Here is a 14,621-nt window from a genome sequence, read left to right as displayed (position 1 = left end):
GGTGCCACACTTATAGATTGTAAGGTGGTACCGACAAATAACGAGCTTCAACTAAATAACTACTATAGTGGAGGTAATCAAATGAAAAAGAGTTTTTCTATTACAGTTTTACTGTTACTTGTTTTAAGTGTTTTTCTTGCAGGGTGTGGCGGAAAAAAATCTACATCTGAACAAGCGAGCACGAAAAAGAATGAAAACTACTCAGAAACAGCTTCAGGACCACTAACGATCAATCCAAAGATTCCTGATTTAGCGGTACAAGATAAAGGGCCGAACGGAGAACAGGCCGTTTCAGCTAAGACATTGCAGCTTACGGAAGATGAGCTAAAGAAGATTAAAGAAGGTAATTATAAAGCGGCGATTGTTATGCACTACTCTGGTACTGACTATATGAATGCCGCAGTTGGTGCGATGAAGGATACATTTAAGAAGATGGGCATCAAGATCGTTGCTGTAACAGATGCACAGTTCAAAGCGGAAAAGCAAGTAAATGATATCGAAACCGTTTTAGCGAAAAAGCCGGACATTATGATTTCTGTTCCAGTTGATGCCGTATCTACCGCACCAGCTTATAAAAAGGCTGTTGCCCAAGGCGTAAAGTTAGTATTCATGGATGGTGCTGCACAAGGTTTAGTTGCAGGTAAAGATTACATCAGTATTGTGTCTGGTGACAACATGGGTAACGGAGCAACCGCAGCAGACATTATGGCTGAAAAACTTGGCGGAAAGGGTAAAGTCGGCATTTTGTATCACGATGTAAACTTCTTTGTAACCAAAAACCGTTCTGATGCTTTTGAAAAAAGAATCAAAGAAAAATATCCAAATATTGAGATTGTCGCAAAAAGTGGGATTACTGGTCCAAATCAGGCAGAAGAAGTAGCATCTGCTATGTTGACAAGACACCATGATATTGATGGTATCTTCGCACCATGGGATGTACCGGCTGAAGGTGTTATGGCTGCAGCAAGAACGGCTGGCAGGGATGACCTAGTTGTTACAACAGTTGACTTAGGTACAAACGTAGCAATCTCGATTGCACAAGATGGAATTGTTAAAGGTCTTGGAGCACAGCTGCCATATGACCAAGGTGTAGCACAAGCGATCCTTGCCGGCTATGCCCTAATAGGAAAAGAAGCACCAGCGTATGTTGCTTCACCATCAATCAAAGTTACGAAAGAGAATGTATTAGATGAATGGAAGTTAATCTACGGAACAGAGGCTCCTGACACAGTAAAAAATGCGATGAAATAATTTTAAAAAAAGGATAGAGGCTGCTTTTGAAAGCAGCCTCTAACATAAAAAGAAGGTGAACTTGGATGGAACAACCGATTCTCGAAATGAGAGGTATTAATAAAGCTTTTAATGGGATTACCGTTTTAAACGATGTCCATTTTTCCGTCAAAAAAGGTGAAGTTCACGCCTTGATGGGGGGAAATGGTGCCGGGAAATCGACGTTAATGAAAATCCTCACAGGCGTATACTCTGCAGACAGCGGCGAGATTTTAATTGAAGGAAAACCGGTAAGCATTAAAAGTTATGATGATGCTCAAAAGAATAATATATCGATGATTTTCCAAGAGTTTAGTTTAATTCCTACCCTTACCGTCGCCCAAAACATCTATCTTACTCGTGAGAAGAAAACATCATTAGGGCTGCTCGATGATAAGGATTGTGAGAAGAAAACAGAAAAATTGCTTGAAGAATTAGGCGTAGATATTAGACCAAATGATGTAGTTCAAAATTTGGGGGTTGGCTATTGGCAGATGACGGAAATTGCCAAAGCACTTTCCCAAGAAGCAAAAATTCTGATTATGGATGAGCCAACCTCGTCCTTAACCAAAAATGAAACTGAGGTACTCTTTAGTTTTATTAACAAATTGAAAGCAAAAGGTTATTCCATCATCTATATTTCTCACCGGATGGATGAAATCTTTGAAATATGTGACCGAATCACGATTATGCGTGATGGCCGATATATCACAACAGAAAAATGCAGTGAAACCGATCTTGATACTGTAATTTCACATATAGTCGGTATGCAATTTGACCAAGCGTTTGAATGGAAAGAACGTTCCTACGCAACGGACGTGCCGCCCATTTTTGAAGTAAGAAACTTAAGTGCCGAACATGTCCAGGATATTAATCTTAAAATTCAGCCGGGTGAAATCGTCGGAATCGCCGGGTTGATGGGAAGCGGAAGAACGGAATTACTTCGAAATCTCTTCGGGATTGATCCCATTGAGAGTGGAGACATCTATATCAATGGTCAAAAACAATCCATTAAGAATCCTAAGAATGCCATAGAAGCCGGACTTGCACTGATTCCGGAGGACCGCCGGATGCAAGGATTGGTCCTTGAACATAGTGTCAAGGATAATATGATTCTTCCAATTCTTTCGAAGGTGAAAAAAGGAGCTTTTATTGATAGTAAGAAATCCAATGAGATTAGTAATGAATTTGTAAGGAAGTTAAATATTAAAACGGATAATATTTTTAAAAAGGCCGGGTTGTTATCGGGCGGTAATCAGCAAAAAATCGTTCTAGCTAAATGGCTGGCGAACGACCCTACTGTCTTGATGTTGGATGAACCAACGATTGGTGTGGATATTGGTGCAAAAACGGAAATTGTGGAGATTATTAGAGCCATGGCCGAAAACGGCAAGGCAATCCTTGTGGTCTCTTCCGAACTTCCAGAACTGCTTGCTTTGAGTGATCGTGTCATCGTTATGCATGATGGGAAAATTAAAAAGGAAATGACCCGCAGGGAGATTAAATCAGAGGAGGAATTACAATATGCAATCCAAGGTTTCTAGTATTCAAAAGCCAGCAACTCCTTCATTGAAGGGATTCGAGTGGCGTAATTATATTGTCTATTTTGCCTTCGTGGGCGTATTAATCTATTTTTCTATCAGCTTAAGTGATGAAGGTTTCTTAACTTCAGGGAACTTATTAAACATTGTTAGACAAACAGCGACGATTTCTTTGATGGCGTTGGCAATGACATTTGTTATTAGTACAGGGGAGATTGACCTTTCTGTTGGTTCCATTGCTGCCCTTTCTTCTCTAGTCGGTGCATTAGCCATCCAAGCGGGTTATGGCATTATTGGTGGACTCATCGGCGGTGTAGGTACTGGACTTGTGGTTGGATTAATCAATGGTTTGCTTGTTACAAAAGTAGCGATTCCTTCCTTCTTGGTAACACTGGGAACGATGGGAGCCGTTAAAGGTGCTGCGATGTGGGTTACAGATACTGCTCCAGTTCCGATTGTAGACGCAAATTTCAATTTCATCTTTGGTTCAGGGGACATTGGTCCAATTCCTGTTTTACTTATTTGGACTCTAGTATTTACAGTGATTGCCCATATATTACTTCGTAAGACATCATTTGGCCGCCAGGTATTGGCAACAGGCGGTAACGAAAATGCTGCTAGATTCTCTGGTGTAAAGACAATGAAAATCAAGCTAATAGTTTTCCTTGCAACGGGTTTAATGGCTGGTTTAGCTGGTCTTCTCTATGCGGGCCGTATGAATGCCGGACGTTTCTCCTTCGGTGAAGGCGATGAGCTTTCTGTTATCGCTGCGGTTATTCTTGGTGGAACAAGCTTGTTTGGCGGTGTAGGAACGATTATCGGAACGATTGTTGGTTCCTTAATGATTGGTACGATCAACAATGGTTTGATTATCATGGGTCTTGATGTCAGCCAGCAAATGATTATCAAAGGAATTATCATTATCTTGGCGGTGGCTTTCGGTAAGAAAGCGTTGAAGAGGTAATTTTTAATAGAGGTTTCCGCGGAATAATAGCAAAATTCTGCGGAATTCCCCCGGAAATTGACGGAATTAATGAGAAAACTGGCGGAATTTCCTCGGAAATTAGCGGAATTAATGATAAAAGCGGCGGAATTCTTTTCAAAAAAAGCGGAATGACCCTATAAGGTCTATAAATTTGCATCCTTGAACAACACGATCAATTTTGAACAGGAGGAAGAAAGGTGGAGAAGATTAAAGTTGGTATCATCGGTACTGGATTTATCGGGCCGACTCACATAGAAGCCATCAGAAGGCTTGGTTTTGTAGAAGTAGCTGGTTTGGCGGAAACCAGTCAAGAAATGGCTGAAAAAAAGGCAGCTGAGCTTGGAATTCCGAAGGCCTTTGGTGATTACCGAGAAATGCTGAAAGACAGCGAAATCCAGGTCGTGCACAATTGCACACCAAATCATCTTCATTTTGCCATTAATAAAGAGATTATTTTAGCTGGAAAGCATGTTGTCTCAGAGAAACCGCTGGCTATGAACAGTGATGAATCAGCAGAATTGTTGGAGTTAGCAGAAAAACAAGGCGTCATCCATGCGGTGAACTTTAATTACAGACAGCATGCGAGTGTACAAAACTTAAAAGCGAAAATCACTGAAGGTGATCTTGGGAAAGTGAACTTGGTTCACGGAAGCTACTTGCAGGACTGGTTATTATATGAAACAGACTACAACTGGCGTTTGGCGCCGGAAGTAGGCGGAAAGTCACGCGCAGTAGCGGACATTGGTTCCCATTGGTGTGATACCGTCCAATTTGTAACAGGTAAAAGGATTGTCGAAGTTTTTGCCGATTTAGCAACTGTTGTTCCAGTAAGAAAGAAACCGACAGGAAACGTAGCTACTTTTGGGGCACAGACGGCGGAAGATATGAAATATGAAGATGTACCAATTAATACAGAAGATTATGCATCTGTTCTTGTCCGGTTTGAGGATGGATCAAGAGGAGCCTTTACGGTATCTCAAGTCAGTGCGGGACGGAAAAATAGATTAAGCTTTGAGATTAATGGAAGTCAAGCTTCAATATTCTGGAACCAGGAAGAACCAGAGAAGCTATGGATCGGGCACCGGGATAAAGCAAATGAAGTTCTATTAGCGGATCCGGCGTTGTTTTCGCCGGAGGCAAGGTCTGCTATTCATCATCCTGGAGGCCATAATGAAGGCTGGCCGGATGCTTTGAAAAATATGATGTTGAATTTCTACTCGTTTGTTCGCGATGGCAAAAGCCTGAAAACAGACAAGCCTAATTTTGCGACATTTACAGACGGGCACCTTTCGATGTGTATCACAGACGCAATCTTAGAAAGTAACCAGCAGCAGAAATGGGTGAAGGTTCAGGCTAGCAAGGAGGTACTTGCGTGAAATTAGGTGTATTTACCCCCTTGTATCAGAACCTGTCTTTTGAAGAAATGTTGGATAAACTGGCAGCCATGGGTGTGGAGGCCGTTGAATTGGGGACAGGGAATTATCCCGGCAATCATCACTGTAATCCGGATGAATTGCTTGAATCTCCTGAAAAAAGAAAATCATTCCTGAGGGCGCTTGAAACTAGGGGAATAACGATCAGCGGCTTAAGCTGCCACGGTAACCCGCTTCATCCAAATGTAAACATTGCTCAAGAGTCACATGACGTTTGGCGAAAAACGGTATTACTTGCAGAACTTTTGGAAGTTCCTGTAATCAATGGCTTCTCCGGCTGTCCGGGTGATCATATAAGTGCAAAAAATCCAAACTGGGTTACATGCTCATGGCCTCCGGAATATTTAGAAGTGCTGAACTGGCAATGGAACGAAGTCGTTATTCCTTATTGGAAAGAGGAAGCAAAATTCGCGAAGTTGCACGGCATTAATCAAATAGCTTTTGAGATGCACCCAGGATTTGTAGTTTATAATCCTGAAACTCTACTAAAGTTAAGGGAGCATGCCGGCGAAAACATTGGAGCAAACTTTGATCCGAGCCATCTTGTTTGGCAAGGAATTGACCCGGTCGAGGCCATCAAAAAGCTTGGCAGGGAAAATGCGATCTTCCATTTCCATGCAAAGGACACTTATTTAGATCAAGCAAATATCAAGATTAATGGTGTTTTAGATACAAAGCATTATAGCCAAATTTTAGACCGCTCTTGGACATTTAGATCAGTCGGATACGGCTCGGACGAAAAAATGTGGAAAGACATTATCAGTGCCCTAAGAGCGGTGGGATATGATTATGTAGTTTCCATTGAACATGAAGATATGCTTGCTTCCACCGACGAGGGACTAAGCAAAGCTATTACTCTCCTAAAAGGGGCCATGTTCAAGGAGAAAATTACCGAGATGTGGTGGGCTTAAGGAAGCATGGGGACGGTTCTCTTGCTTCCAAATGGCGGTCTGGTCCTTAAACCTCCCGTCTCAAGGAAATTTGATAGATTCTCCATTTTTCGACAAACCGGAAATATAGTGGGCTTATTTTTAACAATTTCAATTAAATTGGAGGCAGTACGATGACAACAATGAATGCTGTGTTTTTTCCAGGAGATAAAAAGGTAGAAATTCGTCAGGTTGAAATACCAACGCCTGGCCAAGGGGAAGTATTAGTTCAGTTAAAAGCATCAGCGATCTGCCGAAGCGATATGAGCTTATATTATGGAACTTCCGTTTTTGAAGGAACAAAATGCGGCTGCACGGTACCAGGGCATGAACCAGCAGGAGTTATCACGGAAGTAGGAGCTGGCGTTTCCAATTACAAAGCGGGTGACCGAGTTGCTGTTTACTTAGCTCTTGGCTGCGGTGAATGTGCTCATTGTAAGAGCGGCTACAAAATGTTCTGTAAAGAATTTAAATGTATCGGTTTTGACTCTCACGGCGGTGACGCAGAGTACATGGTCGTTCCAGCTGAAAACTGTATGAGACTGCCAGATAGCATGAGTTTCGTAACGGCCGCTGTTTCAACTGACGCTGTAGGAACCCTTTACCATGCGCAAAAGAGATTAGGAATTTCAGGAAGAGACTACCTGGTCATTTTTGGAATGGGTCCTATGGGCGGTGCGGGTGTCATGATCGCTAAAGGCTTAGGCGCAACAGTAATCGCTGTTGATATGCTGGATGAGCGCTTGGAGCTTGCGAAGGAATTGGGTGCGGATTATACGATCAATGGTAAAACCATGAATGTTCAGGAAGAAATCGCTCGTATTACAAAGGGTCTTGGTGCAGATGCTGCGATTGATTGTTCCGGAAGCCCTTACGGAGAGAATGATGCATTAGATTGCGTGAGAGCACATGGACGTGTCGCTTTTATTGGGGAAAGTAAAGAGACAACAATCAAACCAAGTGCGCAATTAATTCGAAAACAGATTTCTGTAATGGGTTCTTGGTACTTCCCAATTCAAGAATTTGATGAAATTGCGGAGTTTATTGTTAGAAAGAATCTGCCTGTAGAAAAGTTGGTCACTCACCAATTTAAATTGGAAGAAGCGGAAACAGCTTTCCGTTTGTTTGACGAAAGAAAGACGGAAAAAGCTGTGTTTGTTTGGGAATAATCTCATTGAATAACAAAAGTTTGCTTTATGACTTAATTTTTGAGGAGGAACAAAAGATGAAACTTTCATTTAATACTTGGGTTTATAATTCTTTTCCATCCATGTTGCCCTTTTATCCATTAGAAGAAGTGATTAGTCGACTTGCTGCATTTGGATATGATGGAATTGAAATAGGTTGTGCGAGTCCGCATGCATGGCCTGATTATCTATCCACACAAAGACGTAAGGAAATTCTTCAGCATTTAAAAAGAAATAATCTTAATGTAGCTGCTATGCTTCCCGCACCTGGAGGAGGACCGGGAGTGAATCCAAGTTCAGCTTTGAAAGAAGAGCGTGAATTTACGATTAATCATTATAAAGAAGTCATTCGTTTAGCGCATGACTGGGAATGCCCAACTGTGATGTGGCTTGCCGGCTGGTTTGGTTTTGGTATGAACAAACAAGAAGCATGGAAGTATAGCCGCGAAGGTTTGCAAGATGTGGCAAAATACGCGAAAGACCTTGGAATCACATTAGTAGTTGAACCTCAAGCTGCTGATTGTAATTTAATTGAATCGGCAGATGATGCCCTGCAGTTGGCAGAAGAATCAGGTGAATCCAATGTGAAAGTGATGTTTGATACGTTCCATGCCCTATATCGGAATGAAGTACCGAGTGATTATGTTTATAAAATGAAAGATAAGTTGCATCATGTTCATATTTCGGATGACGATCGTTTACCGCCTGGACAAGGAACGGTTAATTGGGATTCCGTATTAAAAGCATTAAAGGAAATCGATTACAAGGGCTACCTCTCAATGGAAATTGGATTTGGTACAAGAAAAGCAGATCCTGATTGGTATGCAAAAACATCGATTGATTACTTAACAGAAAAGTTAAAAGGAATTGGGTGTAAGTAATAACCTAATTGAAAAAAATATAATCGGGGCGGATGCAGGCGTTTAATTGCAACTGGTTCGCCCTGTAAATCTATTCACATACTTAAAACATTTTTAATAGAAAACATAATCACCTAAAGAAAAACAGTAAAAAATAATTTTTAATTAATAGAAAAATGTAATCGATTACACTTCAAGAGAGGATGTGATACATAACAACAATTAAAATTCGATACTTTAATCAAAGTGTTAAAAAAATCTGATGCTCAATAGGGGGGCTAATCATGAAAAAGTTACTATCTATTATCACTATGATTCTAGTTATTACTAGTATCGCACTTGTCGGCTGCGGGAAGGATAGCAGCACAACTAGCAACGGAAGCAAAGAGACAGAGAGCACTAAAACAGAAGAAACAGCTGCAGTTTCAGGTCCAATAACGATCAACCAAGATATCCCTGATCAAGAAATTTTAAGTAAAGGTCCAAGTGGAGAAGCGGCTGTTTCAGCAAAAACATTGAAGCTTACGGAAGAAGAAGTACAAAAGATTAAAGAAGGAAAATACACAGCGGCGATTGTCATGCACTATGCTGGGAATGACTGGGCAACCGCTCAAATCGATGGATTAAAAGCAACCTTTGCAAAAATGGGAATTAAAGTAGTGGCAGTAACAGATGCACAGTTCAAGGCAGAGAAACAAGTATCCGATATTGAAACGGTTTTAGCTAAAAAGCCAGATATTATTGTTGGGATTCCAGTAGATCCTGTTTCAACTGCATCCGCTTTTAAGAAAGCGGCAGATGCAGGAGTCAAAGTTGTGTTCATGGATAATAAGCCAAAAGGATTAGAAGCCGGTAAAGATTATGTGAGCGTAGTATCTGCAGATAACTATGGGAATGGTGTTCAAGCAGCGGAAATCATGGCAAAACAGCTTGGCGGAAAAGGAAAGATCGGTGTCATTTATCATGATGCAGATTATTTTGTAACCAAACAGCGTACAGAAGCCTTTGAAAAAACAATCAAGGAAAAATATCCAAACATCAAAATCGTGGAACGCGGCGGAATCATTGGGCCTAACGATGGAGAAAAAGTAGCATCAGGTATGCTGACCAAAAATCGTGACCTTGATGGAATGTTTGTCGTTTGGGACGTTCCGGCTGAAGGTGCATTAGCAGCAGCCCGTACTGCAGGAAAGAAAGATTTTGTCATTACGACCATTGATTTAGGGACAAACGTAGCTTTAGATATCGCCTCAAATGGTTTGATTAAAGGTCTAGGTGCCCAGCTGCCATATGACCAGGGGATTTCAGAAGCGATTTTAGCCGGTTATTCTTTACTTGGTAAAGAAGCACCTGCTTATGTAGCCGTTCCTGCTTTAAATGTAACGAAAGAAAATGTATTAGGTGCATGGAAACTTGTATATCATCAAGACGCACCAAAATCTATTCAAGGTGCAGCAAAATAACAACAGCTGAAAAAAAAGAGGCTCAATTTTTAGAGCCTCTTTTTTTAAGAAAAACTCCTTATTTATTAAAAAGCAGTCAAAGTCTACCTTTAGTCAAAAAGGACTACTTAGTGTTATTTATAATGAAAGGAGGCATACGGCAAGGGCATGGAATACTCTGCAATTCTTTTAAATACTCCCCGGTTAATTACGATTAAAGAAATAAATGAAAAACAAACCAATTGGGATAAAAAACAATCTGATTCTGATTTTACAGAGATTATCTATATTCAACAGGGGTGTGCAGAATTTGTTTATGAAAACAAACCATTTATCGTGCAAGAGGGAGATCTTATTATTCTTCATCCTTTTAGTCCTATCGAAAGAAAACCATACACGGATGGAACTTTTAAAGCGATATATTTAAATATGTCAAATCTGCATATCAATGGTAATGATAAGGGTTGGATCACAAATTCAAATAATTTTCCTATTATTCATTTACAAGAAGAAAAAATGGAGATAAATAATTATTTAACAATTATATTAAGGGAATATCGTACCCAACATGCTGGATACCAAGATGTCATTTCTTCCATATTGCAAGCAGCTATTATTAAAATTACTCGCCTCCTGAAAAATTCAGATCACCAATCCGTTTCTTCGATATGCTTTGATGTAAAAAAATATATAGAAGTGAATTTCAGACAAGAGCTGACTTTAAACCATTTAGCCAATCTAGTTTATGTAAACCCCTACCATTTAGCGCATATTTTTAAAGAGGAAGTGGGGAAGCCTCCTATACAATATTTGATTCAGTGTCGCATAGAAGAGGCAAAACGGTTGCTGAAGCATTCTAATCTGTCTGTAAAAGAAATTGCGGCTATGATTGGATACGAAAATCCAAATTATTTTAATCTACTTTTTAAAAAGGTGACAGGGACTCCACCAGGTAAATACAGAAAAAGTGAAATTAGTTCGAAACGGGAGGTATCTCAATCGTTAGAACCCAGTATGTTTGTTGGTCGTCATCTAATAAATGCCATAACAGTAGAATAACATTTTAAAAGGCTTCTCACTCGAGAAGCCTCTTTTGGTGTCAAATGGCTATAAAAAATGCATCAATCCCCAATATAGTATATAAATACATCAATATATTTAATTTTCTTATAATTTAAATTTTAATAAGATTACTATAGAAAGAAATTAACAGTAACTGGTTATCAGAAATTATGGTGGGTGATTGATTTGAGTCAAAAGATGTTGGCAGCTGTCCTTCATAAGAAGGAAGAATTAAGTTTGGAAGAAGTCCCTATCCCGGAAATTTCGGAAGATGAGGTTTTAATTAGGGTGAAAAAATGCGGTATTTGCGGGACTGATCCTCATATTTTTAAGGGCCACTTCCCAGCTCCGTTTCCCCTTATTATGGGCCACGAGTTTTCGGGGGAAATCGTAAATGTAGGAAAACAGGTAAAATCTGTTGCTATTGGGGCCAAAGTTACCGCGGATATAAATATAAGTTGTAATCATTGTTATTTTTGCCGTGTTGGTCAGAAGTTACTATGTGAATCTATTAAGCAAATCGGCGTTCATGTGGACGGTGCCTTTGCAGAGTATGTAAAGGTGTCGCAAGGAAATATCTATACTTTGCCAGATGAAATGGATTGGGAAAAAGCGGCTTATATAGAACCGCTCGCTTGTGCCATTCACGGTTTAGAGCGGGCCAGGATGACCATAGGCAGCTCGGTAGCGATCATTGGTGCAGGCCCTATGGGATTGGCCTTAGGAAAGCTGGCAAAATTAAATGGGGCCGCGCAAGTCATCCTCACCGAGCTCAATCAAAGCCGGATTGAAAAGGCTAAAGCAATAGGTGTAGACCATGTCATCCATGCCGGCCAAGAAAACCCCATTGAGGCCGTAAAGGAGCTAACAGAAGGAAGAGGGGCTGATTTTGTATTTGAGGCGGTGGGATCCTCGTATACTTATAGACAGGCATTTGAAATGGTCAGACACGGTGGAACCATAATCGCGTATGGAGCTGCGCCGGCAGATGCTGCTATCGATATAAAGCCTTTTGATATTTTTAGTAAAGAGCTTACCATTGTCGGTTCATATGCAGGTAGCTATGGAACTTGGCAGCAGGCGATACAACTAATTAAAAATGGCCTCTTTAACCCTCATGAGATCATTACCAAAACCATTGCCTTGGAGCAAATCATCGAGGGAATAAATGATGCTTTATACAATAAAGAGGTCATTAAAATCATGGTAGGGGTTTAGTCTGCATCACCCAAAAGAGGCGGCCATTTGGAATATTAGTGGCAGCCTTCCCTTTATGTTAAAAAACTGTAGTAGTTCGCTAGGATGATTTTTTTCTAAATTTACCTGGAGAATAACCGGTGTACTTTTTGAACAATAAGTTAAAATAATTGGCATTTGGATAACCTACTTTGGAAGCGATTTCACTTATCGGCGAATTTGTGCTTAACAGCAAGGTTTTTGCTACCTCAATTCGATAAGTAATCAGATATTGTATAGGGGCGATCCCCGTTTCATCTTTAAACGTGTGGGCCAAATGGTAAGGGTTTACAAAAACAACGCTGGCTAATTCATTAAGGGAAAGGTCACGATTGTAATTTTCAGAAATATATTTTTTTACTTTTTCCGAAATAGTGGCATTTTGACTAGAATCTGTCGTAAACAAAATACGCAGGATTTTGATAATTAGGGTTTTTAAGAGCGAGGAAATGATCTCTTGAGAACCAGGATCATTATTATTAAATTCCTCATAAATATCCTCTATGTATTTTTGAATGGTGATATGCTGCTCTTGAACGTTCAATACCGGCTTTTCATCCGAAGCTATCATAAATCCCTCTGGAAGCGGTGATAAATGTAAACCACAAAAGGATAAGGAGAATCCTTTCAAACTGCTATCAACACAAGAGAGGGTTTCATGCTCCGTGTTAGGATTAATAAGGACAAGATCTCCTCTATTGACAGTATATGTTTGGCCATTTACATCAACGTTTGCTGTGCCATCCTGGATAAACAGAATCTCGGCAGATTCATGCTTATGTAATGCTTTACATTTTTGTTTCCGGACTTGGCTGAGTTCAACGGCTGAGGTTAAATGCGGAGTTTGTAGTAATGCTGGTAATTTATCCATAGGACCTCCTCTGCATTTTCCCTTATAATGGGGATTTAATAGAATTTGTCAAAAATGTGATAAAATTTAGTAATATTATTGAAAAATAAGCTACTAAATTCAATAACTATAGCAATATCCCACAAGAATCTATAGTTTTCTAACAATTAAATTAATTTTACAAGGAAGAATTTGTATTCTAAACTAGAGGGAAATCCTTGAGTTGTTTTAAGGAAGTGGTGGGAGGATGCTATTAAAACTAAATCATATCAGCAAATCCTTTTTTGATAATAAAGTCTTAAATAATATGAGTCTAGAATTAAAAGCCGGTGAAATTCATGCTCTAATTGGTGGGAATGGAGCGGGAAAATCCACTCTAATAAACATAGCATCAGGGGTGTTTAAACCGGATTGCGGAGTGATCGAAGTGAATGACAAAAAAGTCCACTTTGATTGTCCTCAGAGCGCACAGCGCAAAGGCATTTCTGTTATTCATCAAATCCCTAATTTGGTCCAGGGCATGAGTGTGGCGGAAAATATTTTTCTTGGGAACCAGCCAAAAAAATTTAAATTTTTTGTGAATCATAGAAAAATGAAAATAGAAGCCAAAAGAATTCTCGACGAGCTAGGTGTCAGCATCAATCCGAAAGAAAAAGTAAGCAATATCCCAGTACGACAGCATTATTTAATATCCATCGCAAAAGCGATTGTTCAAAAATCGAAAATTCTATTTATGGATGAACCGACAGCAAATTTAACGGAGCAGGAAAGAGAAAACCTTTTTAGGATTATCAAAAAATATAAAGATCAAGGTGTTGGCATCGTCTTTATTACTCATCGATTAAACGAAATTCACGAAATATGTGACAAGGTGACGATTATTCGCGATGGAAAACATGTGGCAACGCATCGAGTTAAAGATATCACATTGAAAGAAATGACCAATCTAATGCTTGGTTACAATCTAAAACATTATTATCCTCCAATTATTACATCAACAGGTAAGGAATTATTGCGGATTGAGCATGTAACCCAAAAACCTTATGTAGAAGATGTCAATCTCATCCTTCATGAAGGTGAGATTATTGGAATTGCGGGTTTAGCAGGTTCAGGGAAAACTGAACTTGCAAAGATTATTTTTGGACAAAGTAAAAAAGATAGTGGAAGTATCTACTGGAAAAATAATCAAGTCGATTTTAAACATCCCATTCATGCTGTCCATAACCGATTTGGCTACGTTAATGACGATCGCTTAACATCAGGATTATTTATGAATATGAGTGTAGCCAATAACATGACCATTGCCAGTTTGGAAACGCAAAACATTTTAAAATTGGTTAATCGGAATATTGAGGCGGATCAGACCCTTGAAAAAGTGATTGATCTTAATATCAAGGTGGATCATATTGATCAAAATATTCAATATTTAAGCGGCGGAAATCAACAAAAAGTGATGCTGGGCAGATGGCTTATCACGGAAAGTGATCTATATATATTAGATGAACCGACAATAGGTGTGGATATTGGCAGCAGGACGGAAATCTATCTTAAAATCCATGAGCTGGCACAAGAAGGAAAAGGAGTGATCGTTATCTCCTCTGATACAACGGAACTGCTTGGGCTTTGTAACCGCATTTTGGTTATGTACAGGGGAAGAATAGTTGCTAACCTTAAGAATGACAATATCACTGAAGAAGATATCATTCACCATATGAATGGAATGAGCCCATGTGTGAAGACTTCTTCATAATTTACTAATTTAAGATCATACAGCCTCCTGTATCAGGCGGCGTATGATCTTTTTTTGCATTAGTACAGAATTAAAGA

At 39.7% G+C, this 14,621-nt stretch carries 12 protein-coding genes; 11 read left to right on the top strand and 1 reads right to left on the bottom strand.

Annotated elements, in window-relative coordinates; genetic code table 11:
• The first annotated feature begins 81 nt into the window (after positions 1 to 81).
• From AAHB15_RS07145 to AAHB15_RS07100, 10 genes are all read left to right on the top strand, one after another.
• Positions 82 to 1,251, top strand: a complete 1,170-nt coding sequence (locus tag AAHB15_RS07145) for a substrate-binding domain-containing protein (protein ID WP_342042065.1) — start codon at positions 82 to 84, stop codon at positions 1,249 to 1,251.
• Between the two features lie 65 nt (positions 1,252 to 1,316).
• A complete protein-coding gene (locus AAHB15_RS07140) occupies positions 1,317 to 2,813 on the top strand; it encodes a sugar ABC transporter ATP-binding protein (protein ID WP_342042064.1) in 1,497 nt (498 codons plus the stop codon).
• Positions 2,794 to 3,774 (top strand): ABC transporter permease, encoded by a 981-nt coding sequence (locus tag AAHB15_RS07135; RefSeq protein WP_098996476.1) that lies wholly within the window; start codon positions 2,794 to 2,796, stop codon positions 3,772 to 3,774. The genes AAHB15_RS07140 and AAHB15_RS07135 overlap by 20 nt, the downstream gene beginning before the upstream one ends.
• 218 nt (positions 3,775 to 3,992) lie before the next feature.
• A complete protein-coding gene (locus AAHB15_RS07130) occupies positions 3,993 to 5,171 on the top strand; it encodes a Gfo/Idh/MocA family protein (protein ID WP_342042063.1) in 1,179 nt (392 codons plus the stop codon).
• Positions 5,168 to 6,139: a sugar phosphate isomerase/epimerase family protein gene (locus AAHB15_RS07125; protein ID WP_342042062.1), complete on the top strand. Its 972-nt coding sequence runs from the start codon at positions 5,168 to 5,170 to the stop codon at positions 6,137 to 6,139. Before AAHB15_RS07130 ends, AAHB15_RS07125 begins: the two co-directional genes overlap by 4 nt.
• A gap of 152 nt (positions 6,140 to 6,291) precedes the next feature.
• Positions 6,292 to 7,326, top strand: a complete 1,035-nt coding sequence (locus tag AAHB15_RS07120) for a zinc-dependent alcohol dehydrogenase family protein (RefSeq protein ID WP_251565891.1) — start codon at positions 6,292 to 6,294, stop codon at positions 7,324 to 7,326.
• A 56-nt stretch (positions 7,327 to 7,382) separates the two neighbouring features.
• Positions 7,383 to 8,225 carry a sugar phosphate isomerase/epimerase family protein gene (locus AAHB15_RS07115; protein ID WP_342042061.1) on the top strand — a complete coding sequence of 281 codons (843 nt, stop codon included), beginning with the start codon at positions 7,383 to 7,385 and terminating at the stop codon, positions 8,223 to 8,225.
• A gap of 263 nt (positions 8,226 to 8,488) precedes the next feature.
• Positions 8,489 to 9,667 (top strand): substrate-binding domain-containing protein, encoded by a 1,179-nt coding sequence (locus AAHB15_RS07110; RefSeq protein WP_335571430.1) that lies wholly within the window; start codon positions 8,489 to 8,491, stop codon positions 9,665 to 9,667.
• Between the two features lie 147 nt (positions 9,668 to 9,814).
• Positions 9,815 to 10,705 (top strand): AraC family transcriptional regulator, encoded by an 891-nt coding sequence (locus AAHB15_RS07105; RefSeq protein ID WP_335571431.1) that lies wholly within the window; start codon positions 9,815 to 9,817, stop codon positions 10,703 to 10,705.
• A 189-nt stretch (positions 10,706 to 10,894) separates the two neighbouring features.
• Positions 10,895 to 11,926, top strand: a complete 1,032-nt coding sequence (locus tag AAHB15_RS07100; protein ID WP_342042060.1) for a zinc-dependent alcohol dehydrogenase — start codon at positions 10,895 to 10,897, stop codon at positions 11,924 to 11,926.
• A gap of 79 nt (positions 11,927 to 12,005) precedes the next feature.
• Here AAHB15_RS07100 and AAHB15_RS07095 read toward each other — a convergent pair whose 3' ends face one another.
• Entirely contained in the window at positions 12,006 to 12,815 is an 810-nt protein-coding gene (locus AAHB15_RS07095; protein ID WP_335571433.1) for an AraC family transcriptional regulator, read from the bottom strand.
• A gap of 226 nt (positions 12,816 to 13,041) precedes the next feature.
• Here AAHB15_RS07095 and AAHB15_RS07090 point away from each other — a divergent pair, with 226 nt between their 5' ends.
• The gene (locus AAHB15_RS07090; protein ID WP_335571434.1) at positions 13,042 to 14,544 is read left to right on the top strand and encodes a sugar ABC transporter ATP-binding protein; all 1,503 of its coding nucleotides are present in this window, start codon (positions 13,042 to 13,044) and stop codon (positions 14,542 to 14,544) included.
• The last annotated feature ends 77 nt before the right edge of the window (positions 14,545 to 14,621 follow it).

Origin of the sequence: Bacillus sp. OTU2372 (assembly GCF_038440275.1) — a bacterium.
Taxonomy (GTDB): domain Bacteria; phylum Bacillota; class Bacilli; order Bacillales; family Cytobacillaceae; genus Neobacillus; species Neobacillus bataviensis_B.
This window is presented reverse-complemented; position numbering and strand designations above follow the sequence as displayed.